The sequence below is a fragment of the Streptomyces lydicus genome, assembly GCF_000717345.1.
GTDB classification, from domain to species: Bacteria; Actinomycetota; Actinomycetes; order Streptomycetales; family Streptomycetaceae; genus Streptomyces; species Streptomyces lydicus.
This window is the reverse complement of sequence record NZ_JNZA01000011.1, coordinates 65,255-91,229: the sequence shown is the minus strand read 5'-3', so window position 1 is coordinate 91,229 and position 25,975 is coordinate 65,255. Positions and strand designations below refer to the sequence as shown.

Genomic DNA, 25,975 nt, shown 5'->3' with positions numbered 1-25,975 from the left:
CGGCGTGACCTGCGCGCCGGCCGGACCGTTCACCTGAGTGGCGTAAGCCCTACGGAGCCCCGACCCCACCAGGGAGCGCACAGCGTGCCAGGCATCGTCCCCACCACCCAACCGGCCCGCCGGCCGGCCGAAGAGCGCCGCGCGGCGCCGTCCCGGGTGCCGCAGCCGCAGCCCGTTCACGCGTCGCTGGTCTGCGTGGCCCTGCCGGCCCTCGCGGTGTCACCTGCCTCCGGGCAGCTGACCGGCGACGGCCTGGACGGTTTCTACCGCGACGGCAGGCGGATCCTGTCCCACTGCGCGCTCCGGGTCGCGGGCAGCGAACCACTCATCGTCCAGGGGCGGTTGACGGGCACCGACCGTGCCCGCTTCATCGGCACGATCCGCAGGACCGGGGAGCGCGGCCCCGACCCGGAGATCCGCATGGAGCGGCTGCGCTACGCCGACGGCACCGAGGAGATCACCTTCCGCAGCAGCGCAGCACGCCCCGTGCGGCTACCGGTCGAGATCAGACTCGGCACGGATCTCGCCGAACTCGGGGCCGTCGCCGTGGGCCTGCCCGGCCCCGAGCTGCGGGCCGCCGTCCATGGCTCCGGGCTGCGCTGGTCCGGGCCGGGGGTGCACGCCGTGGTCTCCGCGACGCCCACGCCACAGGACGCCCTGGCCGCGGCCGGGTTGCTGCGCTGGGAACTGGAACTGCCGCCCGGCGGACGGCGCACCATCGAACTGCGCGCCGCACTGGAACACGCCCCCCAAGGCCCGGGCGGCGGCCCTTCTGCCGGCCCCGGACGTGCCGGGAGCCCCCGCATCCCCGGGCCGCGCAGCGGGATGTTCGCGCCGCGGGCCCGCGGCGACCGGCCCCCGCGCCCCTGGGCGGACGCCCGGCTGGAGTGTGACGACCATCGGGCCGGCGCCCTCATGGCGGCCGGGCTCGACGATCTGTACGGCCTCGCGACGCGTGACCCGGCCGCGCCCACGGACGTCTACGTCGCGGGCGGCTTCCCGTGGCGCTGCGGCCTCGCACCGGCCGAGGCGCTCTGGGCCGCCCGGATGCTGCTGCCGCTCGGCACCCGGCTCGCCGCGGGCACCCTGCGCGCGCTCGCCCGGAGTCAACACACCGCACCAGGAGCGGAATTCGGGCGTCTTCCCGGCGCGCTCCGGGACACCGGCCCGCACGCCCCGCCGAGCTGCACCGGCATCGAGGCGACGCTGCTCTTCCCCACCGTGCTCGCCGAAGCGCGCCGCTGGGGGCTGCCCGAGCAGGACGTGGAGCGGCTGCTGCCCGCCGCCGAGCGCTGCCTGAGATGGCTGCGGATCGCCGGCGAGCCCCAGGGACGAGGTCGCGGCCGCGGTGGCTACGTACCCGACCCCGCGCCCGGCGGGCCGTACCGCTGCGAGACGCAGGCCCACGCCCATCGCGCCGCCCTCCTGGGCGCTGACCTCCTGGAGGCGTACGGATCGTCCGACGCGGTGGTCCTGCGGGAGTGGGCCGCGGAGCTGCGCGCACGGTTCCGTACGGACTTCTGGATCGAGGACCGCTCGGGCGGCCGGCCGGCCGCCCTGCTCACCGCCGACGGCCGGCCGGTTTCCCCCCTCGGATCCGCCGCGGCCCACCTGCTGGACACCGGCCTGCTCGGCGGCGGCACCCTCGCCGCCGGTCTGCTGGACGCCGCACAGACCGATCAGCTCGCCAGGCTGCTGGGCAGCCCGGCGATGGACTCCGGGTGGGGTCTGCGGGGGCTCGGCGCCAAGGAGAGCGGATACAACCCCTTCGGCCACCGCAGCGGCGCGGTCCGCGTCCACGAGACGGCCGTGGCCGCCGCCGGGCTGGCCGCGGCCGGCCACGAGCGGGCGGCCGGCGCGCTGACGAAGGGCGTCCTCGACGCCGCGGAGAGCTTCGGGTACCGCCTCCCCGAGATGTACGCGGGGGAGCAGCGCACCGAGGACGGCGCCCCCGTTCCGCACCCTGCGGCCTGCCGTCCGGCGGCGGTGGCGGCGGCCGGCGCGGTACACCTCCTCGTCGCGCTCGCCGGTCTGCGCCCCGACGTCCCCGCCGGGACAGTGTCCCTGCGACCGCTCGGCACGACTCCGCTCGGCGCGATACAGCTCACCGGCCTGAGCGTCGCGGAGCAGCCGTTCGCCCTGCGGGTCAGCCGACTCGGCATGGGGATGGTGGAGGCGGCGGCGGAGGGTCTGCAACTGGGGGCGTGAGGTGTCCTGGCGGACCTGTTTATCGTCAGGCGGACGACTATGATCGCGCCATGCCTCCCTACGACCCGTCGGCCTTCCCGCCCTTCGCTGTCACCGTCGACCTGGTCGTGCTCACCGTGCGCCGCCATGCCCTGTGTGCGCTGGCGGTACGCCGGGGTGAGCCGCCGTTCCAGGGCCGCTGGGCGCTGCCCGGCGGGTTCGTCCGGGCCGACGAGGACCTCGGGGACGCGGCCGCCCGGGAACTCGCCGAGGAAACCGGCCTGCACGCGCAGTCCCCAGAGGGTCCGTCACCCACGTACGGCGCGCACCTCGAACAGCTCGCCACGTACGGCGACCCCAAGCGCGACCCCCGGATGCGGGTCGTCAGCGTCGCGCACCTGGTCCTTGCCCCCGACCTGCCCGCGCCGACGGCCGGCGGCGATGCCCACAGCGCGCGCTGGGCACCGGTGGAGACCCTGCTGGAGCAGGACGACTCCCGCGTCCGCGAGGGCGAGATGGGGGCGCCGCTCGCCTTCGACCACGCCAAGATCCTCAGCGACGGTGTCGAGCGGGCCCGCTCGAAGATCGAGTACTCCTCCCTCGCCACGGCCTTCTGCCCGCGCGAGTTCACCGTGGGCGAGCTGCGGCGGGTCTACGAGGCGGTCTGGGGCGTGGCGCTGGATCCCCGCAACTTCCACCGCAAGGTGACCGGCACCCCCGGATTCCTGGTCCCGACGGGCGGCACGACCACCCGGCAGGGCGGCCGGCCCGCACAACTGTTCAGGGCGGGTGGAGCGACGTTGCTCAACCCGCCGATGCTGCGCCCGGAGGTCTGAACCCGGCGCACGCCGCCGGGGGACAGTGGCGCCGGTGTGAGCCGGTGACGGGGCGCCCGCGGCCCGCGGGCGCCCGCGTCCGCCCGCGCCGCCCGTCGCTCCTCAACTGCCGTGAACCGCAACGCCGGTAGAACGGCGCAGGCGCCGGCCCGAGTCGTACTCAGTTCCGTCGCATGAGGGTTGGCCGCCGCGCCGCACAGCGCTCGAATCGAGGCTTCCGGTGCTTAGTGATCTCCGGTTGGCCCGTCAAGCGGCCCTCCGGAATCGACCGGGGCATTTCGGTCGTGAGCCGGCTCGTGAATCAATTCTCGGACTGCGCCCCCGTGTTGGCCGCTAACCGCTCTGGCCTGCGGCGATGTAACCATGGTGGCGGAGAGCTTCGTGTTCTGACCGAATAATGCGCCTGTTTTGACGCTGCGTTGTGATGGGCGATGTCCATAACTCGCCGCAGGGAGCGCATTTCTTTCCGATAAAGCGTCAATTCGGGGATGGGGGGCGATCACCCTTTCGTGTGCTTTTCACCAAAGACCTCAAGGGTGTTCAGGGTGTCGCCGACAAAGGATTCGTGAGTACCCTTGCGCACACCATGATGACCGCGGCTCGCCCCGGCGACACCGGCCTCGCAGGCCCGGGCGAGCTTGACCGCTACCCCTACGCGAACGCCGCCAACGCTGCGAACGCAAACAACGCAGCCGGCCCGGACCGTGCCGAGCGCGTTTCACACGTCTGGGACAGCCCGGAAGCAGACATCGGCAGGGTCGGTCGACGCGCGGCGGGCAGCCGCGGCCGTGGACTGCACGGACAACTCGTCCAGCAGCTGGGCCAGATGATCGTCTCCGGCGATCTCGGCGCCGACCGCCCGCTCGTCCCCGAGGAGATCGGCCAGCGGTTCGAGGTCTCCCGCACCGTCGTCCGTGAGTCGCTGCGCGTCCTGGAGGCCAAGGGCCTCGTCAGCGCGCGCCCCAACGTCGGCACCCGCGTACGCCCGGTCAGCGACTGGAACCTCCTCGACCCCGACATCATCGAATGGCGCGCCTACGGGCCGCAGCGCGACGACCAGCGCCGGGAGCTGTACGAGCTGCGCTGGACCATCGAGCCACTGGCCGCCCGGCTCGCCGCCGGGCACGGCCGCGAGGACATCCAGCAGCGGCTCGCGGACATGGTCGAGATCATGGGCCACTCCGCCGCCCAGGGCGACACGATGACCTTCGGCCGCGCCGACGCCGAGTTCCACTCGCTGCTGCTGCAGCTCGCCGGCAACCGCATGCTCGAGCACCTCTCGGGCATCGTCTCCGCTGCCCTGCACGTCTCGGGCGGCCCCGGAGGCGGCTGCGACCGGCCGGTCGACACGTCCGTGGGCCAGCACATGCGGGTCGTCGACGCCATCGGCGCCGCCGACGCCCCGGCGGCCGAATCGGCGATGCGCCAGCTCCTCGCCGCCCACAGCGAGGGCGCCGGCCAGGGCCCCGGGACGCCCGTGGATCACGTCGTCCCCGCGCCCCGCGAGCACTGAAGGCCCGTACCCGACCGCGTACGGACCGTAGGCGCCGCGGCCCCCGTGCCCCGTGTACTCCTCGGGCGGGGCACGCCGTACGCGGCGAAGGCGCACAGGATCGCCGGATCCGGGACTTCGACCGGATCCGGCGCAGGACCTTGGGAGGGTTGCATGTCATATGACTGGGAATGGGTCGTTATGGGGTGTGACTCGGGCCACGCAGATTGGGCGTAACGCTCTTCAGGGAAGCGCGATGACTTAAGAGGTGATAGCCGAGGAGGGAATACGAACGGCGTTCGTGACGCTGTTCAACTCCCCGGTTGCCCCTGCGCCGTCGGTCCATCCCCACCGGCGGTCGTCGGCTCCGATCCACAGTGGACGGGGTCGGAAGCCGTTTCCATCGTTCCGAGAGGTTGTTCGTGTCGGCCAGCACATCCCGTACGCTCCCGCCGGAGATCGCCGAGTCCGAGTCTGTGATGGCGCTCATCGAGCGGGGAAAGGCAGATGGGCAGATCGCCGGCGATGACGTGCGTCGGGCCTTCGAGGCTGACCAGATTCCGCCAACCCAGTGGAAGAACGTTCTGCGCAGCCTCAACCAGATCCTCGACGAGGAGGGTGTGACGCTGATGGTCAGTGCCGCAGAGGCGCCCAAGCGCACCCGCAAGAGCGTCGCAGCGAAGAGTCCGGCGAAGCGCACCGCCACCAAGACCGTCGCGGCCAAGACCGCCACGGTCAAGAAGACCACCGCCGCCGCCCCCGCCTCCGTGGCGGACCCGTCGGCCGGTGAGTCCGAGTCCGCGCCTGCGAAGAAGGCAGCGGCGAAGAAGACGACCGCCAAGAAGGCGGTCGCGAAGAAGACCACGGCCAAGAAGGCCACCGCCAAGAAGACCGCGGGCAAGAAGGACGTCGACGAGCTGCTCGACGAGGACGTGGTCGAGGAGACCCCGACTCCCGGCAAGGACGCTCCCGAGGCCGCCGAGGGCGCCGAGAGCGCCGGTTTCGTGCTGTCCGACGACGACGAGGACGACGCCCCCGCGCAGCAGGTCGCCGCGGCCGGCGCCACGGCCGACCCGGTCAAGGACTACCTCAAGCAGATCGGCAAGGTCCCGCTGCTCAACGCCGAGCAGGAGGTCGAGCTCGCCAAGCGCATCGAGGCGGGTCTGTTCGCCGAGGACAAGCTGGCGAACTCCGACAAGCTCGCCCCCAAGCTCAAGCGTGAGCTGGAGATCATCGCCGAGGACGGCCGGCGGGCCAAGAACCACCTGCTGGAGGCCAACCTCCGACTGGTCGTCTCCCTGGCCAAGCGCTACACCGGCCGCGGCATGCTGTTCCTGGACCTGATCCAGGAGGGCAACCTCGGTCTGATCCGTGCGGTCGAGAAGTTCGACTACACCAAGGGCTACAAGTTCTCGACCTACGCGACGTGGTGGATCCGCCAGGCCATCACCCGCGCCATGGCCGACCAGGCCCGTACGATCCGTATCCCCGTCCACATGGTCGAGGTCATCAACAAGCTGGCCCGCGTCCAGCGCCAGATGCTCCAGGACCTGGGCCGCGAGCCCACCCCGGAGGAGCTGGCCAAGGAACTCGACATGACCCCCGAGAAGGTCATCGAGGTCCAGAAGTACGGTCGCGAGCCGATTTCGCTGCACACCCCGCTGGGCGAGGACGGCGACAGCGAGTTCGGTGACCTCATCGAGGACTCCGAGGCGGTCGTCCCGGCCGACGCGGTCAGCTTCACGCTGCTCCAGGAGCAGCTGCACTCGGTGCTGGACACCCTCTCCGAGCGCGAGGCCGGCGTGGTCTCCATGCGCTTCGGCCTCACGGACGGCCAGCCGAAGACGCTGGACGAGATCGGCAAGGTCTACGGCGTCACGCGTGAGCGGATCCGTCAGATCGAGTCGAAGACGATGTCCAAGCTGCGTCACCCGTCCCGCTCCCAGGTGCTGCGCGACTACCTCGACTAGTCCAACCGGCCTGATTAACGCCACGAGCCCGGCTCTCCAGTGTGGAGTGGCCGGGCTCGTCGCGCGTCCGAGTGCGCGGCGAGGCCGATTCGGGTCACTCTGGGTGGGCGCACACTGTCCGAGAGTCAGGAGCCCGTATGCGTCGGAGCGCACGCGCCGCTTGTGGAGCCCTCGCGCTGGTCCTCGCGCTGCCGGCGTCGGCGGCCGCGGACGAATCGGTGATCGGCGGAAAGCCCGCCCAGCTGTCCCAGAGCCCCTGGGCGGTGGCCCTGGCCTCCCACGACCGCTTCGGGACCCAGCGGTCCGGACAGTTCTGCGGCGGGGTGCTCGTCGGGCACTCCACGGTGGTCACCGCCGCCCACTGCCTGAGCAAGGAGGTGCTGGGCGTCCCGTGGCAGCAGGTGAAGGATCTGCGGATCGTCGTCGGCCGGGACAACCTCACCGGTGGCGGGGGCCAGGAGCTGAAGCCGGCGAAGGTGTGGGTGAATCCGCGCTATGACAGGTGGACGAACGAGGGCGACATGGCCGTCCTCACGCTCGAGAGGCCCGTCCCGAACCGGCCCATCCCGATAGCGGGGCTCAGTGACCCCGCCTACCGCCCGGGCGGACGGGCCACGGTCTACGGCTGGGGGGACACCACCGGCGCGGGCCGCTACGCGTCACGACTACGGTCCGCGCACGTCAATGTGCTGCGGGACGCGATCTGCACCCGGGCGTACCCGGGCACCGCGGACGGCACCTACCGGTCCCGGTCGATGCTGTGCGCCGGGGAGCCGGCCGGGGGCCGGGACGCCTGCCAGGGGGACAGCGGCGGACCGCTGGTCGTACGCGGGCGTCTCGTGGGGCTGGTGTCCTGGGGGACCGGCTGCGGGCAGGCAGGCAATCCCGGGGTGTACACGCGGGCCTCGGCCCTGCTCCCGGCGGTGGCGGCACACGGGGCCGGCTGACGCGGGGAGCGGTGGGTGCGGGGCGAGTGGGCGCACGAGTGCGGGCGGCCTCCCCGGTGGTGCCGGGGATCCGCCCGCCGCACGGCCCTTGGCCGCTCTCGCTCGTCGTGGATGCGAAGTGTCAGCGTTCCTCGTCGGACGCAGACGCAGGAGGGGCGGTCAGCCGCTCCGTCTCGTCCTGTATTTCCGCGGCGATCTTCTTGAGTTCTGGCTCGAACTTGCGACCGTGGTGGGCGCAGAAGAGCAGTTCTCCGCCGGACATCAGGACGACGCGCAGGTATGCCTGGGCGCCGCAGCGGTCGCAGCGGTCAGCGGCCGTCAGCGGGCTCGCGGGTGTCAGAACAGTAGTCACGTCGCCTCTTCTCTAGCTCGACGAGCTGTCGTACCAGGGTCAACATCCAACCAGGCCGAAAACGTTCCCGCTCGTGCCTTTTCCTCGAAAAAATTCTTCGAGGGGGCCGGGTGCTGCCGGGTGGCGGCGAATGAGCCGTATTGCTTGGTGGTCTGATTCACGTTGGGTGCTGGGTCTGTCCCCCCGGCTGGCTTGCCGGTTGTTGATGAGGACGTGCCCGGAGCCTAAATGGTTCATGCCTCGAAGGGAACGTGATGTGCACGTCATCCGGACGTCACCCCAACGAGCGATCGAACGCACGAGCGAAATTCTACTACCATGAGCATGCGTACGGGTGGCGTCACATCGGCTCTACTGGGCCTCGGTACCCTCTCACCGGCGACACCGCCACAACCGAGTCTGCGGAATGCGGACTTCCAGAAATTCAGCGAGGAGCGAACCGCGTGACCGCCGAGATGTCCGTGCCGTCCACCGCAGTGCTGACCGGGGCAGACCGGGACGGGTCCAACTACACCGCGCGGCATCTGCTCGTCCTCGAGGGCCTCGAGGCCGTCCGGAAGCGCCCCGGCATGTACATCGGCTCGACGGACAGTCGCGGCCTGATGCACTGCCTGTGGGAAATCATCGACAACTCCGTCGACGAGGCCCTGGGCGGCTACTGCGATCACATCGAGGTGATCCTCCACGACGACGGGTCGGTGGAGGTCCGCGACAACGGCCGCGGCATCCCCGTCGATGTCGAGCCCAAGACCGGCCTGAGCGGCGTCGAGGTCGTGATGACCAAGCTGCACGCCGGCGGAAAGTTCGGCGGCGGCTCGTACGCGGCCTCCGGCGGTCTGCACGGTGTCGGCGCGTCCGTCGTCAACGCCCTCTCCGCCCGGCTCGACGTCGAGGTCGACCGCAGCAGCAAGACGCACGCGATCAGTTTCCGCCGCGGCGTCCCCGGCATCTTCACCGAATCGGGTCCCGACGCCCCGTTCGACCCGGGCAACGGCCTCATCAAGGGCAAGCGGATCCCGAAGACCAAGACCGGCACCCGGGTGCGCTACTGGGCCGACCGGCAGATCTTCCTCAAGGACGCCAAGCTCTCCCTGGAGACGCTGTACGCCCGCGCCCGGCAGACGGCCTTCCTCGTGCCGGGGCTGACCCTCGTGGTCCGCGACGAGCGCGGCATCGACGGCGCCGGCAAGTCCGAGGAGACCTTCCGCTACGACGGCGGCATCAGCGAGTTCTGCGAGTACCTGGCGCAGGACAAGGCCGTCTGCGACGTCCTGCGGCTGAGCGGCCAGGGCACCTTCAAGGAGACCGTCCCGGTCCTCGACGACCGTGGGCACATGACACCGACCGAGGTCACCCGGGAGCTGGGCGTCGACATCGCGCTGCGCTGGGGCACCGGCTACGACTCCACGGTCAGGTCGTTCGTCAACATCATCGCCACCCCCAAGGGCGGCACCCACGTCTCCGGCTTCGAGCGGGCGGTCGCCAAGACCGTCAACGAGGTCCTGCGGTCGAGCAAGCTGCTCAGGGTCGCCGAGGACGACGTCGTCAAGGACGACGCCATGGAGGGCCTCACGGCGGTGGTGACCGTCCGGCTCGCGGAGCCGCAGTTCGAGGGCCAGACCAAGGAGGTGCTCGGCACCTCCGCGGCCTCCAGGATCGTCGCCCAGGTGGTGAGCCGGGAGCTGAAGGCTTTCCTGACCTCGACGAAGCGGGACGACAAGCAGCAGGCGCGCGCTGTCCTGGAGAAGATCGTCGCCGCGGCCCGTACGCGCATCGCCGCCCGCCAGCACAAGGAGGCCCAGCGGCGGAAGACGGCGCTGGAGTCCTCCTCGCTGCCGGCCAAGCTCGCGGACTGCCGCAGCGACGACGTCGACCGCAGCGAACTCTTCATCGTCGAGGGCGACTCGGCGCTGGGCACCGCGAAGCTGGCGCGGAGTTCGGAATTCCAGGCGCTGCTGCCGATCCGCGGCAAGATTCTGAATGTCCAGAAGGCGTCGGTCTCGGACATGCTCAAGAACGCCGAGTGCGGCGCCATCATCCAGGTCATAGGGGCCGGATCCGGCCGCACCTTCGACATCGACGCCGCCCGCTACGGCAAGGTCATCTTCCTTGCCGACGCGGACGTCGACGGTGCCCACATCCGCATCCTGCTGCTGACCCTCTTCCAGCGCTACATGCGGCCGATGGTCGAGCAGGGCCGGGTCTTCTCCGCCGTCCCGCCGCTGCACCGCGTCGAACTGACCAATCCCAAAAAGGGCCAGGACAAGTACATCTACACCTACTCGGACAACGAGCTGCGCCAGACGCTGCTCGAACTCCAGGCCAAGAAGGTCCGCTACAAGGACAGCATCCAGCGCTACAAGGGCCTGGGTGAGATGGACGCCGACCAGCTCGCCGAGACGACGATGGACCCGCGCCACCGCACGCTGCGCCGGATCAACATCAGCGACCTCGACGCGGCCGAGAAGGCGTTCGACCTCCTGATGGGCAACGAGGTCGCGCCCCGTAAGGAGTTCATCACCAACTCCGCGTCCACCCTGGACCGTTCGCGCATCGACACCTGAGCGCACCGCGGCTCCCGACGGGCGCCTCTCCACCCCCGGGTGGAGAGGCGCCCGTCGTGTTTTCCACCCGGGCCCCACCCTGGCGCCGATCCGGGCGGCCGCGGCTCTCCGTAGCGTCGGGAAGGTCGAAAATCCCCGTCCCACGGAGGCTCAGGTCATGAGCGGGCTGCTCAACATCGTTGTGATCGTCGCGGCTGTCGCGTTCGTGTTCATCCGGCAGTTCCAGGCGCAGCGCCTCGCTGCCGAGGGCCGCAAGTGGTGGCTGATCCCCGCCGTTCTGACGTTCCTGGCGGTGCGGCAGCCCGGCCTTCTGGACGCCCACCACACCACGGCCTCCGCGGTCCTGCTCGGTGCCGAGCTCCTGACAGCCCTGGCCTGCGGCGCCGGGTGGGCCTGGACGACCCGGATCTGGACGGACCCGGACGGCGAGGTGTGGACCAAGGGCAGCTGGGCGGCCGCCGGCGTCTGGCTGTGCGCGATGGTGCTGCGGGCCGGCCTCATGGGGATCGGCGCGCTCATGGGTGTCCATCAGGGCAGCGCGGCCATCATGCTCGGTGTCGCGGCGATGCTGCTGACCCGGTCCGGTGTCACCACCTGGCGGGCCCAGGGCATGCGGCAGACGTACCGTGTTCCTGTCGCTGGATGAGGCCCTGCGGACCGTACCGTTCCGCACCGACGAAGGACCGTACGTGCCGCTGAACTCCTGGACGAGCTGGCCTTTGATGGAGGCACTGTCCCGGGCGGGCGTGAGCGGTGCCCGGCTGTGGATCGGCCGCTCGGTGCGCGTCCTGGTGGTCGTGGGACTGGTGTGGTCCACCCTGGCGGGGCCGGGTTTCCGCGGGTGGTCCCTGGTGGCCGCGCTCGCCGCAATGGCCCTCGCGCTGCTGGCGTTCCGCGGCTTCTTCCGGATGACGCTGGCACGCCGCCTGTGGCCGTCCGTCGCGCTGTTCGCCGTACTGGAGGCGGCGGCCTTCGGATTCCAGCACGCCGGGGCGCACGCGCCCGCGATCGTCCTGTGGTGCGCCTGCGCCATCACCGCCATGGAGCGGTTGCCGCTGAGCGCCGCCGTACCGTGCTCGGCCGCCGCCCTCGGCGCCTACGCCGTGGTGAACACCGACAACTGGCTGACGACGGTCGCCACCACCGGGGGGCTGGCGCTGGCGGGCTACGTCATCCGGCTGGACTCGGAGGCGCGCGGCAACGCCCAGCGGCTGCTGGCCCAGGAACGCGCGGCCCGTAAGGCCGAGGCGGAATCGGCGGCGCTCACCGAGCGGGGGCGGATCGCACGCGAGATCCACGATGTCCTCGCCCACAGCCTCAGCGCCCAGTTGGTGCACCTGGAGGCGGCGCGGTTGCTGATCCAGCGCAGCACCGACCTGGAGGCGGACCGCGCCCAGCTTCTGGAGCGGGTGGTCGCATGCCGTGGAATGGCCCGTGAAGGGCTTGACGGCACCCGTGAGGCCCTTTCGGCCCTGCGTGGGGAGATGATCCCGGTCGAGGACTTCCTGCGCCGTCTGACCGCCACTGAGGGCGTTCGGCTCGATGTCACCGGAGAGGCCCGCGCGCTCCCGGCCGAGGCGGGCCTCGCGGTCCGCAGGGTGGCGCAGGAGGCGCTGACCAACGTACGCAAGCACGCCCCGGGGGCCAGGGTGCACGTCCGGCTGGCGTACACGGCCGACGAGGTGGGCCTGGAGGTGCGCGACTCCGGCGGCCGCGAACCGGTCGGTGAGCTGGCCGGGAGCGGTTCCGGGTACGGTCTGCTCGGGATGAGGGAGCGCGCCGAACTCCTCGGTGGAACGCTGGAGTCCGGCCCCGATGAGGAGGGTTTCGTGGTGCGGTTGCGGGTGCCCGCATGACGGCGCGCACGACGGCGCGGGTCGTGGTGGCCGACGACCAGACGGTGGTGCGCGAGGGAATCGTGATGCTCCTGGGGCTGTTGCCGGACATCGAGGTCGTCGGATCGGCCGCGGACGGCGAGGAGGCGGTCCGTCTGGTGGCCGAATGCGCCCCCGACGTCGTCCTGATGGACCTGCGCATGCCGCGCTGCGACGGTGTGGAGGCCACCCGCCGGATCCGTGCCGACCATCCCGGCACCCAGGTCGTGGTGCTCACCACCTACGCCGACGACGACGACCTCTTCCCCGCCCTGCGGGCCGGTGCCCGTGGCTACCTGACCAAGGACGCGGACGGCGACGAGATCGCCCGTGCCATCACCGGCGTGCTCTCCGGGGAGGCCGGCCTCTCGCCGAAGATCCAGCGCAGGCTCCTGGAGCGCGTCACGGAACCCGTACGGACCGTGCCGCAACCGCCGGACGAGCCACCGGACGGGCTGACCGCCCGCGAGGTGGAGGTGCTGCGACTGGTCGCCGAGGGCCAGTCCAACCCGGAGATCGCCCGCACGCTGCACGTCTCCACCGCCACCGTGAAGACCCACATCAACAACCTCTTCGCCAAGGCGGGGCTGCGGGACCGCGCCCAGGCCATCCGCTACGCCTACCGCCACGGCCTCGCACAGCCACCCGGATAACTCATCACCTGATGGGGTGAAGGGTTCGGAATGAGACATCCGGGATCTTCCTTTCTGTCCACCCTTGCCCGCACGGATAACAAACCCGTGCAACAAGGAGAGTTCGGTGGACAAGCAGGACGGCCGCTCAGCCGGTGAGCCCGGGGCCGTACGGCTCGACGACCCCTGGTACGACACCCTCGCCCCCGGGTGGGACGAGGCGCGGGACACCGCGGAGACGGCGGGCGAGGGGCCCCGTACACCGGCGGCCCCCTCCTGGGCGCAACCACGGTCCGCGACCCACGGCGAGATCTATCTGGCGGTGCAGCGCAGCGGGGCCTTCCAGGAGGTGCGGCGGCGCTACCGGCGCTTCGTCGTGCCCGCCACGGCGGCCTTCCTGGCCTGGTACCTCGCCTACGTGGGCGCGGCGGTCGCCGCGCCGGGACTCATGGCCCGGCCGGTCGCGGGGGCCCTGAACGTGGCGATGCTCGCCGGACTCGGCCAGTTCGCCACAACGTTCCTGCTCACCTGGGCGTACGCCCGCCACGCGCGGCTGCGCCGGGACCGTGTGGCGCTCGACATCCGCTGGGAGACCCAGGAACTGACCGGAGGGAACGCCCGGTGACCGGCGACCACCAGACCCTCGCGCTGGTCCTGTTCAGCGTGTTCATCGCGGTCACGCTCGCGATCACCACCTGGGTGAGCCGCCGCAGGCGGGGCTCCGCCGAGGAGTTCTATGCCGGCGGCAGGCTCTTCTCGCCTCTGGAGAATGGTTTCGCCATCGCGGGGGACTACATGTCCGCCGCGTCCTTCCTCGGCATCTCCGGACTCATCGCCCTCTTCGGCTACGACGGCATGCTGTACCTGGTCGGCTTCCTCGTTGCCTGGCTCCTCGTGCTCTTCCTCGTCGCCGAACTGGTCCGCAACTGCGGGCGGTTCACCCTGGCCGATGTCGTCGCCGCACGAATGCGGGAACGCCCCGTCCGCCTCGCGGTGGGCGCGGCGTCGGTCACCGTGTCCGTGCTCTACCTGGTGGCCCAGATGGTCGGAGCCGGCAGTCTGGTGTCGCTGCTCCTCGGTGACGCGGGGGCGCAGGCCCGTACCTGGATGGTGATCGGGGTGGGCGCCTTGATGGTGTTCTACGTCGCCTTCGGCGGGATGCGGGCCACCACCTGGATCCAGATCGTGAAGGCCGTGCTCCTCCTGGGCGGGGCCCTCGCCCTGACGACTCTGGTGGTGCTCCGTTTCCACGGCGATGTCAACGCGCTGCTGAACACCGCCGCCGAACGCAGCGGCCACGGAAAGGACTTCCTGGCACCGGGCCTCAAATACGGCGGCGACTGGACCGCACGGCTCGACTTCATCAGCCTCGGGCTCGCGCTCGTCCTGGGGACCGGCGGGCTGCCGCACATCCTCTCCCGCTTCTACACCGTGCCCACGGCACGTGCCGCCCGCCGCTCCGCCGTCTGGGCCATCGGACTGATCGGCGGCTTCTACCTGATGACCGTCGTGCTCGGCTTCGGCGCGGCCGCCGTACTGGGCAGCGGCGCCGTCCGCGCGTCCAATACGGCCGGAAACACCGCCGTTCCGCTGCTCGCCCTCGACCTGGGGGGCGGCGCCGGTTCGACCGGCGGAACGGTTCTGTTCGCCGTCGTGGCCGCCGTCGCCTTCGCCACCATCCTGGCCGTGGTCGCCGGCCTCACGCTCGCCTCGTCGGCGTCCGTCGCCCACGATCTGCACGCCTCGCTGCGGCGCCGGCGCACCGGGGAGCGGGGCGCCCGGCGCAGCGAGGTGGCCGTGGCCCGCGTCGCCGCGGTGGCGGTCGGCGCGGTCGCCATCGGCCTGGCCCTGCTCGCCCGGAACCTGAACGTCGCCTTCCTGGTGGGCCTGGCCTTCGCCGTCGCCGCGTCGGCAAACCTCCCGGCCCTCCTGTACGCCCTGTTCTGGCGGCGCTTCACCACCCGGGGCGCGGTGTGGTCCGTGTACGGCGGTCTGATCCCGGCACTCACCCTGGTCGCCCTCTCACCGGTGGTCTCCGGCAGCCCGGATTCGCTCTTCCCGGGGCGGGACTTCGCGGTCTTCCCGCTCGCCAACCCCGGGGTGGTCTCGATTCCGCTGGGCTTCCTGATGGGCTGGCTGGGCACGCTGCTCTCCCCGGAGGCGGCCGACAAGGCGCGGCACGCGGAGACGGAGGTGCGGTCGCTGACCGGGGCCGGGGCGGCCTGAGACGTCCGGCCGGGCGCCGCGGCCCGTACGGTCCGCCGAACGGGCCTCAGACCCAGTCGTAACGGTGCTCGGGCCGGCCGGTCTCGCCGTACTTGAGGCTCAGACGCACCCGTCCCGCCCGCTCCAGGAGCTTGAGGTAGCGCTGGGCGGTCTGCCGGCTCAGCCCCGCCTGGAGGGCAACATCCTGGGCCGAGAGCGGGGCATCCGCGGAGCGCAGCACCGAGCGCACACGGTCGGCGGTGGCGGTGGAGTGCCCCTTGGGCAGCTCGGCCGGACCGGCGTTGGCCGCGCCCAACGCACCGAAGATCCGGTCCACTTCGGACTGCTCCGCCTGCCCGCCGTCGGCGAACGTACGGTGCAGCGCCGCATAGCTCTCCAACTTGGAGCGCAGGCCCGCGAAGGTGAACGGCTTGACCAGATACTGCAGCGCGCCGTGGCGCATCGCCGCCTGGACGGTCGCGACGTCGCGGGCCGCCGTGACCATGATCACGTCGGTGAGCAGTCCGCGCCGCCGCAGATCGGCGACCAGCTGGAGCCCCGTTCCGTCGGGCAGGTAGTGATCCAGGAGGATCAGGTCGACGGGGTGGGTCTCCAGGGCGGCGAGGGCCTCACCCGCGCTGTGCGCCACACAATTGACCCGGAAATCCCTGACCTTGGCGACGTACGCCGCGTTGATCCGCGCGACCTGTGCGTCGTCGTCCACCACCAGTACGTCGATCATCGCCCGGCCTCTCTGGACTCCGTGGGCTCCGCGACCTCCGTGGACGCCGTTGACTCCGGGGCATCTGTGGCGTCCGCGGCGCGGCCTGCGCCCCGGCTGGCCGCGGCCCGCCCGGTGGCGTGGGGAACCGCACCCTCGTCCTGCGGGGACGCGTCCTCCGGCCCGGGGAGCTCCTCGGCCAGCGCGTCGGGGACCGTCACCGTGAAAACCGCGCCGCCGCCGGGGCGTTCGCCGACCTCGGCGCCGCCGCCGTAGCGCTCGGCGAGCCGCCGTACGAGCGCCAGACCGATTCCGCGCTGCCCGTGGGCGGGCGGCTGCTTGGTCGTCCAGCCCTCGGTGAAGATCTCCGCGCGACGCGCCTCGGGGACGCCCGGGCCGTTGTCGCTGACGCGCACGACGGCGGTCCGGCCCTCGGCGCGGACCTCCACCTCCACCTGGGCGTCGCGCTCACCGGAGGTGGCGTCCAGGGCGTTGTCGACGAGATTGCCGAGCACGGTGACCAGGCTGTGCGGGTCGATCAGACGGTCGGGCAGCCGAGTGGCGGGCGCGATGCGCAGGGAGACGCCCCGTTCGGTGGCGACGGTGGCCTTCCCCACCAACAGGGCGGCCAGCAGCGGATCGTGGATCCGCTCGGTGACCTGCTCAGCGGTCGCCCGATGCGCACCCACGGCGTGGGTCACGAACTCCACGGCCTCCTCGTGCAGGCCCAGTTCCAGCAGGCCCAGCAGCGTGTGCAGCCGGTTGGCGTGCTCGTGGTCCTGGGCGCGCAGGGCGTCGATCAGGCCACGCGTGCCGTCCAGTTCGCGGCCCAGCCGCTCCAGTTCGGTGCGATCGCGCAAGGTGACCACGGCGCCCCCGTCGTCGGTCGGCATGCGATTCGCGACCAGGACCCGCTGTCCGCTGACCGCCAGCAGGTCCGCGCCCGAAACACGGCCGGCCAGCACATCGGTCGTACGGCCCGGAGGCAGGGCGGCCTCCAGGGGACGACCGGTGTCCTCGGGGCGCAGGTCGAGGAGGCGCTGGGCCTCGTCGTTCATGAGGCGGATCCGGCCGCGCCCGTCGAGCGCGAGGAAGCCCTCACGGATGCCGTGCAGCATCGCCTCGCGCTCGGTGAGCAGCGCGGAGATGTCGGAGAAGGCCAGGTCATGGGTTCGGCGCTGGAGGCGGCGGGAGACGAGGAAGGCGGCCAGCGCGCCCACGGCGAGCGCCCCGCCGGCGTAGGCGAGCAGCTGCGGAACGGTGGACAGCAGCCGTTGCTGCACGCTCTCGTAGGCGATGCCGACCGAGACGGCGCCGACGACCTTGCCGTTCTCGTCGCGCAGCGGCACCTTGCCGCGCGCCGACCGGCCGAGGGTGCCCTCGTCGATCTGCATGACCTGTTTGCCGGAGAGCGCGGCGCTCGGGTCGGTGGAGACGTGGTGGCCGATTTCGTCCGGGTCGGTGTGGGACCAGCGCACCCCGCGCTTGTCCATGATCACCACGTATTCGGCCCCGGTGGCGGCACGGATCCGCTCCGCCTCGTTCTGGACGGGGCCGTGGCGGGACGGGCGGGAGGTCTCCAGGGCGTCGTCGAGGCGCGACTCGGCAGCGGTGGTCTGGGCGATGGCGAGTGCCCTGCGCATCGCCTGGTCGTCGAGCTGCGCGCTGAGCGGGGCGAGGAACAGTCCGGTGGCCAGGGCGGTGACCCCGGTCGCGATGGCCAGCTGCACCAGCAGGACCTGGGAGAACACGCGGCGCGGCCAGCCCAGCCGGGGGCGCGTCAGGCGCAGTCCGGGGGACGTGCTGCCGGGGGCCGGCGCGGTGGCGGGAAACGGCGCGGGACCCGAGGACCTGGGGGTTCTCGGGCGCGGAACCGAAGCTTCCTTCTCGCCCATACGAACGAACAGTAAGCGCGGGGCCGGCCGGGCGGGTAATCCCCGCGGCCCCGAATTCGGAGGGTGTCCGGGTGACGACGCGTAGCGGGCACGGGTGTCGTGGCGAGGGCCATGGAGGAGTTATCCACAGCCCTTTCGGTTGCGGATCGTACGTACCTAGTCTCGCTGTGTGAGCGGAAGTCGTTCAGTCACCCGGTCGACCGGGTGGTCGTCGAGCGGGCTGTGGTCGAGGCGCAGCCGGAGACAACGGGGGTGGTGGCAGTGGAGCGGAAGCCGGTAGGGGTGGTGTTCGGTCAGCCGGACAGGGCGGTCGAATCCTCGGTGGCGGTGACGGCGGTGACCGCCATGCGGGCCGGCGGGTCGAGCGGGGCGCCGCAACTGGCGGGAGCCGGTACGCCGTCCGCCCGCTGTTCGACGGTCACGCGCCAGGCGCGGCCGTCGGAGTGCGCGACGGTGACCGTCCAGGCGGGGGCCTCTTCGCCAGTGACTGCGGTGTCGTGGCGCGCAGTGTCGCGGGACGTCGTGTCGTGGGGTGGCTTGGGGGTCTGGGGCGACGTGGAGCCGGGGGACGGGGCAGGGGTCTGGGGCCGGGTGGGGGCCTGGGGCGACGGGCCCTGGGACCGGGTGGGGGCCTGGGGCAGAAGTCGGTCGGTGTGTACGACGTCGAGGACGTCGGCGCGGTCCTCCCCGAGGAATTCACGGACCGCGAGGTCGGCGGCCTGGGCCGGTCGGTCCCATGTCGAGCGGCCGCGGCAGTGGTCGAGAGCGATACGGCCGTTGCGCGCCGCCGCCACCGCGTCCGCGGCCAGGGAGAGCGAGGTGCGCCCGTAGGCGTAGCCGTAGGGGAGGACGAAGAGTGTGGGGGCGAAGCGGTGGCCGCCGATGTGGGTGACTTCCCAGACCTCGGTTCCGGCGGCGGCGAGGTCGGCGGCCAGTGGACGGCCGAGGAGGGCACAGCAACGGTCCCGCTTGCCGTTGGTGCATACGAGAACCAGCGGCTCGCCGGTATAGGGCGCCCAGAGGTCGCCGTGCTCGCCCGCTCCGAGGGCGGCGAAGTCCAGCCCGAGGGCCGTCTGCGGATCGGCGACGGTGGTCGTACGGATCCAGGAGCGTCCCGGGGCGGTGTGGGCGAGGAACAGTCGGTGCCGGGTGGCGTCGTGGCGGTCGGCGTGACGTCCTGGCCTGCGGATGAGGGCGACGCGGACGCCCGTGCCCTTCGCGGCGGTCTCCAGGGCGCGCCCGAGGGCGGGGTCGAGGTGGCTGGCCGTCAGTGCCTTGGCTCCCCAGGGCCCGGTCTGCTCGACGAGTAGCCAGGTACGGGCGGTGGCCGCGGTTCCGGCGAGCGGTTCGGCCGCCTCACGGGAAGCGGTGGCGCAGAGACTCACGCAGGCGAGCCTAACTTCCTTCGGGGGAAGGCCGATGCCGGGGAGGGGGTGAGGGGGAAGGCGGGAACGGGGCGTCGCGCGGATGCGGCCGCGTCGAACGGCCAGGTCGAACGGGTGGCGGAGGGGAGGGAGGTGGGGGAGGTGGGAGGAGGAGGGCCCCCAGGAGGTCAGGTCTCGCTGCACGTCCGCCCACTAGCCGGCCGGGCCCACCCCGGACCCGCCCCAGCCCGACGCTGGGGCCACCCCACCTCAACCCGGCCACCCCACCCCACTCCACTCCGCCTCACCTCACTCCAACGCACTCCAACCCCGGCCCGCCCCAGCCCAACGCCGGGCCCGGCGGCCGCGGCGCCGCCCTCGTCCCTTCCGCCTGGCCCGACCCTTACGGCAGAGGTTGCGGCGGTCGGGGGCCGGAGTACTGGCCGCTGGGGCGCATGCGGAGTGGAGGTTCGTCGTACTCCTCCAGGGCGTGGGCGATCCAGCCGGCGGTGCGGGCGACGGCGAAGATGGTTTCGCCCGCCTCGGCAGGCATGCCTGTCGCGACCGTCAGGACGGCCAGGGCGAGGTCGACGTTGGCGCGCCATTCCTTGTGGCGGGCCGTGGTGGTGATGACGTCGCGTGCGGCCTGGAGGGCCGGGCGGGCCCGCGGTACGTCTTCCAGTAGCGCGAAGAGGGCGCGGGCCCGCGGGTCCTCGCCCGGGTAGAGGGGATGGCCCAGGCCGGGCACCCGGCGGCCGGCGCGCAGATGGTCGGCGACTACCGCCGCCGCGCTGCCGCGGTCCAGTACCTCCAGCAGCATGCGGTGGGCGAGCCCGCTGGCCGCGCCGTGCAGCGCGCCGTCGAGGGCCCCGAAGCCGGCCGAGACGATCGCGTACGGGTGGGCGCGGGCGGAGGCGGCCACCCGGACCGCGAGGGTCGACGCGGCGAGGTCGTGGTCGATGAGCAGGACGAGTGCGGCGTCCAGGACGCGGAGGGAGGGTGGGTCGGCCGGTTCGGAGGTCAGTCGTGACCACAGGCGAGGTGCGAGCGGGCCGTCCTCGGCGCCCAGTTCGGGAGCGGGTTTCTCCGCGGCCCCCAGCTCGGCGGCCCTCCGCCCACCAGCGCCCAGCTCGTCATCAGCCCGCCCGGCCGCGGCCTCCTCGGCCCCGGCCTGCGTCGGCGGTCGCCCGGCGGCGCGCCGTGGCAGGGCCGCGACGAGGGTGGGGATGAGGGTGCGGGCGGTGTCGAGGACGGCGCGTTCGGAGAGGTCGAAGCGCAGCGGGTCCGCGGCGGCCGCGGCGATCACCGCGACCTGCAGCCGGTCCATGGGGCCGGTGTGGGCCGGCAGCGCGTCCACGGCGCGGCGGGCAGCGGTGAGCGCGTCGTGCGGTGCGGTGAAGCGGATGCCGCGGCGCATCTCACCGGTCCACAGCCACTCGGCGACCTCCTCGTAGCTGTGGTGGGCGGCGAGCTCCGAGGTGTCGACGCCGCGGAAGTAGCAGTGGTCGCGGTCGATCAGCGTGATGCCGGTGCGGACGGCCAACTCGCTGCCGGCGCCTGACGGTTCGCGCCGGCCGCCGCGCCGGGCCAGCGCGTCGACCTCCTTCGCGTCGAAGGTGCTGCCCCGCCCGCCGGGCTCCCGCCGGCTGGTCAGCTGGCCGCGGCTGACGTACGCGTACACCGTCTCGGGCTTCACGCCGAGCCGGTCGGCCGCTTCCCGGGTGCTGAGCCGCCGCTCGTCAGGGTCCTGCGCCACGTCGTGATCCGTCATGAGGTCACCGTATCCAGTCGCATCCATATTGATTCAATCAATATTGACGAGTATTGAGTCAAGCATAGATAGTCGAATCAATATTCAGGGAGCAACAAGGAGACCCGCCATGCCGATCGCAGAGGCGAACGCACCCATCGAGGCGCCCCGCGGACTTGCCGGCGTCATCGTCACCGAGACCCGGCTGGGCGATGTCAGGGGCCGCGAGGGCTTCTACCACTACCGCCAGTACTCCGCCGTCGAGCTGGCCACCAGCCGCAGCTTCGAGGACGTCTGGTACCTGATGTTCCACGGTGAGCTGCCCGACGCGGCACAGCTGGCGGCCTTCCGCGCCGGGACCGCCGCGCTGCGCCCGTTGCCCGACGCCGTACGCGACGCCCTGCCCGCGCTCGCCGGCGCCGGTGCGCTCGCCGGCCCACTGGCCGGACTGCGTACCGCCCTCTCGCTGTTCGGTGCGTCGGTCGGCTTCCGCCCGCTGTACGACATCGACGCGGACCGGCGGCGGGCCGACGCGCTGGCCGTCTGCGCGGCCGTGCCGACCCTGCTCACCGCGCTGCACCGCCTCGGCCGCGGCCTGCAGCCGGTGGAGCCCCGCGCGGATCTCGGCCATGCCGCCAACTACCTCTACATGCTCACCGGCGAGGAACCGGAGCCTGCGCAGGTGCGCGCGATAGAGGCGTATCTGATCTCCACCATCGACCACGGTTTCAACGCCTCGACCTTCACCGCCCGCGTCATCACCTCCACCGGTGCCGACCTTGCGGCCTGCCTCGTGGGTGCCGTCGGCGCGCTCTCCGGACCGCTGCACGGCGGCGCGCCCAGCCGCGCGCTGGACATGCTCGACGCCATCGGCACCCCCGACCGCATCGACGGCTGGATCCGCGACCGCGTGCTGGGCGGCGACCGGATCATGGGCTTCGGCCACTCCGTCTACCGCACCGAGGACCCCCGCTCCCGGATGCTGCGCGGTATCGCCGAGGAGTTCGGGGGACCGCTGGTGGAGTTCGCCGTCCAGGTGGAGACCCGGGTCGAGGAGCTGCTGGCCGAACTCAAGCCGGGCCGTGAGCTGCACACGAACGTGGAGCTCTACGCGGGCGTCGTCATGGAGCTGTGCGGACTGCCGAGGGAGATGTTCACGCCCACCTTCTGCGCGGCCCGGGTCGTCGGCTGGAGCGCCAACGTCCTGGAGCAGGCCGAGGATTCGAAGATCATTCGCCCGGCGGCGCGGTACGTCGGACCGCCCCCGCCGCAGCCGCTGCCCGTCGTGGCGCCCCGCTAGCGGAGCGCCCGGCTCGCGCGCCCGGCGGTCCGTTACGATCGACAGCTCGTCCGCCGCCGGCCCGCGCGGCCCGCCACCCGCACCATGGAGGCGTCCCCTTGGCCCTGCAACAGATCCCGGTCGTCGTGCTCGCCGGCTTCCTCGGGTCGGGCAAGACCACCCTCCTCAACCACCTGCTCGGCGCCGGTGACGGCACCCGTATCGGCGCCGTCGTCAATGACTTCGGCAGCATCGAGATCGACGCGATGACCGTCGCCGGGCAGGTGGACTCGATGGTCTCGCTCGGCAACGGCTGTCTGTGCTGCGCGGTCGACACCAGCGAACTGGACACCTATCTGGAGCGGCTGGCCCGCCCCGCCGCCCGGATCGATGTGATCGTCATCGAGGCCAGCGGGCTCGCCGAGCCCCAGGAACTCATCCGGATGATCCTCGCCAGCGACAACGACCGGATCGTCTACGGCGGGCTGATCGAGGTCGTGGACGCCGCCGAGTTCGACGCGACCCGGGCGCGCCACCCCGAACTGGACCGCCACGTGGGCATCGCGGACATCGTGGTGCTCAACAAGACCGACCGGCTCGACGGTGCGGCGCTCCAGACGTTGCGGGACACCCTGGCGGAGCTGGCTCCCGGCCGGCCGGTGATCTGCACGGCATACGGGCGGGTGGATCCCGAGCTGTTCTTCGACCGCGGGGCGGGGGAGGACCGCGACGCGGCCGTACGGCAGCTGTCCTTCGAGGACCTGCTGCGCGAGGCCGCGGCGAACGGGGCCCCGGCGCTGCCCGCCGAGGAGCGGTGCGAGGGCGGCGACGGTCCCTGCGGCCATCCGGACCACGCGCACCACCCGGACCACGCGGGTCATCTCCACGCCGCCTACCAGAGCGTCGAGTTCACCTCGTCCGAGCCGATGCACCCGCGCCGGCTGATGGACTTCCTCGACAGCCGCCCCGCGGGTCTCTACCGGATCAAGGGCTTCGTCCACTTCGACGTCCCGGAGAACCGCCAGAAGTTCACCCTGCACGCCGTCGGCGACTTCCTGCGCTTCTACCCGGCGCCCTGGCCCAAGGGCGAGGAGCGCGGCACCCAGCTCGTCATGATCGGCAGCGGCGTCGACGCGCCGGCGCTGCGCAAGGAACTGGAGAACTGCCGGGACACCGTCCCGTCGGAGGCGGACGTGAACAGCATGTGGGGCGTCCTGCGGTACGTGGCCGCACGCGAGGACGAGCACTGACGCCGCCGGTCCGGCTCCCGGCCGGACCGGCGGCGTCAGTCACCGCTGTGGGGTCGCGCCGCGCCTACACCGGCCCGGCCAGGACGGCCACCGGCTTCGTCAGCGGCACTCCCGAACCGTCCCGCCGCGGGTCGGGCTCGGGCAGCGGCACCGGCGCGCCCTTGGCGTCCGCGGCCCGTACCGGCGCCGCCCCGGCCCAGGCCAGGGTCAGACAGTCCTCGCCCTTCAGGAACCGGTGGCAGCGCACGCCGCCGGTCGCCCGGCCCTTGCGCGGGTACTGGTCGAACGGGGTGAGCTTGGCCGTCGCCACCGAGTCGTCGAGCGTGCCGTGCGAACCGGCGACGGTGAACACCACGGCCTCGCCGGCCGGGTCGACCGCCGAGAAGGAGATCACCTTCGCGCCCTCGCCCAGCTTGATGCCCGCCATACCGCCCGCCGGCCGGCCCTGCGGCCGCACCTGCGACGCCGGGAAGCGCAGCAGCTGCGCCTCGTTGGTGAGGAAGACCAGGTCCTCCTCACCGGTGCGCAGCTCGGCGGCACCGACGATGCGATCGCCCTCCTTGAGGGTGATGACCTCCAACTCCTCCTTGTTGGCGGGGTAGTCGGGCACCACCCGCTTGACGACGCCCTGCTCCGTTCCCAGTGCCAGGCCCGGTGAGGACTCGTCCAGCGTCGCGAGGCAGATCAGCTCCTCGCCCTCCTGGAGGGACAGGAACTCCGAGACCGGCGCGCCACCGGAGAGGCTGGGCGCCGCGGCGGTCTCCGGGAGCTGCGGGAGATCGACCACCGAGAGCCGCAGCAGCCGGCCCAGCGACGTCACCGCGCCCACCTCGCCGCGGGTCGTCGCCGGCACCGCCGAGACGATCACGTCGTGCTTGACGCGCTTGGCGTCGGGGTCGAAGGGCACCTCGCCGGTGACCGTACGGGCCAGCAGGCCCGTCGAGGACAGCAGCACCCGGCACGGGTCGTCGGCGACCTCCAGCGGCACCGCGCCGACCGTCGTGCCCGCCGACTCCAGCAGGACCGTGCGGCGGTCCGTGCCGTACTTCTTCGCGACCGCGGCCAGCTCGCCGGAGACCAGCTTGCGCAGCTCGGCGTCCGACTCCAGGATCCGGGTCAGCTTCTCGATCTCGTCCTGCAGCCGGTCACGCTCCGACTCCAGCTCGATCCGGTCGAACTTGGTCAGCCGGCGCAGCGGGGTGTCGAGGATGTACTGCGTCTGGATGTCGCTCAGCGAGAAGCGCTCGATCAGCCGGTCCTTGGCCTGTGCGCTGTTCTCGCTGGAGCGGATCAGGCGGATCACCTCGTCGATGTCCACCAGGGCCGTCAGCAGGCCCTCCACCAGGTGGAGCCGGTCGCGCCGCTTGGTGCGCCGGAACTCGCTGCGCCGCCGCACCACCTCGAAGCGGTGGTCGACGTAGACCTCCAGCAGCTCCTTGAGGCCCAGCGTCAGCGGCTGGCCGTCCACCAGCGCGACGTTGTTGATGCCGAAGGACTCCTCCATCGGCGTCAGCTTGTAGAGCTGCTCCAGGACGGCCTCGGGGTTGAAGCCGTTCTTGATCTCGATCACCAGCCGCAGGCCGTGCTCGCGGTCGGTGAGGTCCTTGACGTCCGCGATGCCCTGGAGCTTCTTCGAGCCGACCAGGTCCTTGATCTTGGAGATGACCTTCTCGGGGCCGACCGTGAAGGGGAGTTCCGTGATGACCAGGCCCTTGCGGCGGGCGGTGACGTTCTCCACCGCGACCGTCGCGCGGATCTTGAACGTGCCGCGGCCCTTCTCGTACGCGTCCCGGACGCCGCCCAGGCCCACGATCCGGCCGCCGGTCGGCAGGTCGGGGCCCGGCACGAAGCGCATCAGCGTGTCGAGGTCGGCGTCGGGGTGCTTGATCAGGTGGCGGGCCGCGGCGATGACCTCGCCGAGGTTGTGCGGCGGCATGTTCGTCGCCATGCCGACGGCGATCCCGGACGCGCCGTTGACCAGGAGGTTCGGGTACGCGGCGGGGAGCGCGACCGGCTCCTTCTCCTGGCCGTCGTAGTTCGGGGAGAAATCGACGGTGTCCTCGTCGATGGACTCGGTCATCAGGGACGTCGCCGACGCCATCCGGCACTCCGTGTACCGCATGGCGGCCGGCGGGTCGTCGTTGCCCAGGGAGCCGAAGTTTCCGTGGCCGTCCACCAGCGGCACCCGCATCGAGAACGGCTGCGCCATGCGCACCAGCGCGTCGTAGATGGACGCGTCGCCGTGCGGGTGGAGCTTACCCATCACCTCGCCGACGACCCGGGCGCACTTGACGTAGCCGCGGTCGGGGCGCAGGCCCATCTCGTTCATCTGGTAGAGGATGCGGCGGTGCACGGGCTTGAGGCCGTCACGGGCGTCCGGCAGGGCGCGCGAGTAGATGACCGAATACGCGTACTCGAGGAAGGAACCCTGCATCTCGTCGACGACGTCGATGTCGAGGATCCTCTCCTCGAAGTCGTCCGGCGGCGGGGTCTTCGTGCTGCGGCGGGCCATCGCGGCTGCGGCTCCTTCTGCTGCGTCTACTGCCGATGTCGGGAATGCGACGTCAGGGTGACGTCGGTCGATCAGCCGGGTCGATCAGCTGGCGTATCAACCGTCGAGTATCTCTGAGTCTGTCGCGGACCATTGTGGACCGCCC

At 71.8% G+C, this 25,975-nt stretch carries 19 protein-coding genes; 13 read left to right on the top strand and 6 right to left on the bottom strand.

Going from position 1 to position 25,975, the window contains the following annotated elements; all coding sequences use genetic code 11:
• Positions 1–195 precede the first annotated feature (195 nt).
• The 5 genes from OO62_RS12195 to OO62_RS12175 all read left to right on the top strand — a co-directional run bounded on the left by OO62_RS12195 (position 196) and on the right by OO62_RS12175 (position 7,432).
• A complete protein-coding gene (locus OO62_RS12195; protein ID WP_063739004.1) occupies positions 196–2,208 on the top strand; it encodes a glycogen debranching N-terminal domain-containing protein in 2,013 nt (670 codons plus the stop codon).
• 50 nt (positions 2,209–2,258) lie between these two features.
• On the top strand, positions 2,259–3,023 hold the full coding sequence (locus OO62_RS12190) for an NUDIX hydrolase (protein ID WP_033267358.1): 765 nt from the start codon (positions 2,259–2,261) through the stop codon (positions 3,021–3,023).
• A gap of 565 nt (positions 3,024–3,588) precedes the next feature.
• Positions 3,589–4,536 (top strand): FadR/GntR family transcriptional regulator, encoded by a 948-nt coding sequence (locus OO62_RS12185; protein WP_228332550.1) that lies wholly within the window; start codon positions 3,589–3,591, stop codon positions 4,534–4,536.
• 401 nt (positions 4,537–4,937) lie between these two features.
• Complete coding sequence (locus tag OO62_RS12180; RefSeq protein ID WP_077194915.1) at positions 4,938–6,485, top strand: RNA polymerase sigma factor; 1,548 nt, start codon at positions 4,938–4,940, stop codon at positions 6,483–6,485.
• A gap of 137 nt (positions 6,486–6,622) precedes the next feature.
• Positions 6,623–7,432, top strand: a complete 810-nt coding sequence (locus OO62_RS12175) for a serine protease (RefSeq protein ID WP_033267355.1) — start codon at positions 6,623–6,625, stop codon at positions 7,430–7,432.
• Positions 7,433–7,553: 121 nt separating this feature from the next.
• On the opposite strand, the gene OO62_RS12170 is transcribed toward OO62_RS12175, so the two are convergent.
• Positions 7,554–7,784, bottom strand: coding sequence for a DUF7455 domain-containing protein (locus tag OO62_RS12170; protein WP_033267354.1), 231 nt, complete (start codon positions 7,782–7,784; stop codon positions 7,554–7,556).
• 443 nt (positions 7,785–8,227) lie between these two features.
• On the opposite strand from OO62_RS12170, the gene OO62_RS12165 reads away from it, so the two are divergent.
• The 6 genes from OO62_RS12165 to OO62_RS12140 all read left to right on the top strand — a co-directional run bounded on the left by OO62_RS12165 (position 8,228) and on the right by OO62_RS12140 (position 15,080).
• A complete protein-coding gene (locus OO62_RS12165; RefSeq protein ID WP_033267353.1) occupies positions 8,228–10,348 on the top strand; it encodes a DNA gyrase/topoisomerase IV subunit B in 2,121 nt (706 codons plus the stop codon).
• Between the two features lie 157 nt (positions 10,349–10,505).
• Positions 10,506–10,994, top strand: coding sequence for a DUF1453 family protein (locus tag OO62_RS12160; protein WP_033267352.1), 489 nt, complete (start codon positions 10,506–10,508; stop codon positions 10,992–10,994).
• 43 nt (positions 10,995–11,037) lie between these two features.
• Positions 11,038–12,204, top strand: coding sequence for a sensor histidine kinase (locus OO62_RS12155; protein WP_099871628.1), 1,167 nt, complete (start codon positions 11,038–11,040; stop codon positions 12,202–12,204).
• The gene (locus tag OO62_RS12150; protein ID WP_033267351.1) at positions 12,201–12,875 is read left to right on the top strand and encodes a response regulator transcription factor; all 675 of its coding nucleotides are present in this window, start codon (positions 12,201–12,203) and stop codon (positions 12,873–12,875) included. The genes OO62_RS12155 and OO62_RS12150 overlap by 4 nt, the downstream gene beginning before the upstream one ends.
• A gap of 106 nt (positions 12,876–12,981) precedes the next feature.
• The gene (locus OO62_RS12145) at positions 12,982–13,479 is read left to right on the top strand and encodes a DUF485 domain-containing protein (RefSeq protein ID WP_033267350.1); all 498 of its coding nucleotides are present in this window, start codon (positions 12,982–12,984) and stop codon (positions 13,477–13,479) included.
• Positions 13,476–15,080 (top strand): solute symporter family protein, encoded by a 1,605-nt coding sequence (locus OO62_RS12140; protein ID WP_033267349.1) that lies wholly within the window; start codon positions 13,476–13,478, stop codon positions 15,078–15,080. Before OO62_RS12145 ends, OO62_RS12140 begins: the two co-directional genes overlap by 4 nt.
• 46 nt (positions 15,081–15,126) lie before the next feature.
• Here the strand turns inward: OO62_RS12140 and OO62_RS12135 are convergent, their stop codons facing one another.
• The 4 genes from OO62_RS12135 to OO62_RS12120 all read right to left on the bottom strand — a co-directional run bounded on the left by OO62_RS12135 (position 15,127) and on the right by OO62_RS12120 (position 20,810).
• Positions 15,127–15,801 carry a response regulator gene (locus tag OO62_RS12135; protein ID WP_033267348.1) on the bottom strand — a complete coding sequence of 225 codons (675 nt, stop codon included), beginning with the start codon at positions 15,799–15,801 and terminating at the stop codon, positions 15,127–15,129.
• Complete coding sequence (locus tag OO62_RS12130; RefSeq protein ID WP_078617129.1) at positions 15,798–17,675, bottom strand: sensor histidine kinase; 1,878 nt, start codon at positions 17,673–17,675, stop codon at positions 15,798–15,800. Before OO62_RS12130 ends, OO62_RS12135 begins: the two co-directional genes overlap by 4 nt.
• Positions 17,676–17,968: 293 nt before the next feature.
• On the bottom strand, positions 17,969–19,060 hold the full coding sequence (locus tag OO62_RS12125; protein ID WP_033267347.1) for a ferredoxin family protein: 1,092 nt from the start codon (positions 19,058–19,060) through the stop codon (positions 17,969–17,971).
• A gap of 382 nt (positions 19,061–19,442) precedes the next feature.
• A complete protein-coding gene (locus OO62_RS12120; protein ID WP_033267346.1) occupies positions 19,443–20,810 on the bottom strand; it encodes a citrate synthase in 1,368 nt (455 codons plus the stop codon).
• 109 nt (positions 20,811–20,919) lie between these two features.
• Here OO62_RS12120 and OO62_RS12115 point away from each other — a divergent pair, with 109 nt between their 5' ends.
• Together OO62_RS12115 and OO62_RS12110 are read left to right on the top strand one after the other, a co-directional pair.
• Positions 20,920–22,089 (top strand): citrate synthase/methylcitrate synthase, encoded by a 1,170-nt coding sequence (locus tag OO62_RS12115; protein ID WP_033267345.1) that lies wholly within the window; start codon positions 20,920–20,922, stop codon positions 22,087–22,089.
• Positions 22,090–22,187: 98 nt separating this feature from the next.
• A complete protein-coding gene (locus OO62_RS12110) occupies positions 22,188–23,318 on the top strand; it encodes a CobW family GTP-binding protein (RefSeq protein WP_033267344.1) in 1,131 nt (376 codons plus the stop codon).
• 64 nt (positions 23,319–23,382) lie between these two features.
• On the opposite strand, the gene OO62_RS12105 is transcribed toward OO62_RS12110, so the two are convergent.
• The gene (locus OO62_RS12105) at positions 23,383–25,830 is read right to left on the bottom strand and encodes a DNA gyrase/topoisomerase IV subunit A (protein WP_033267343.1); all 2,448 of its coding nucleotides are present in this window, start codon (positions 25,828–25,830) and stop codon (positions 23,383–23,385) included.
• Positions 25,831–25,975 lie beyond the last annotated feature (145 nt).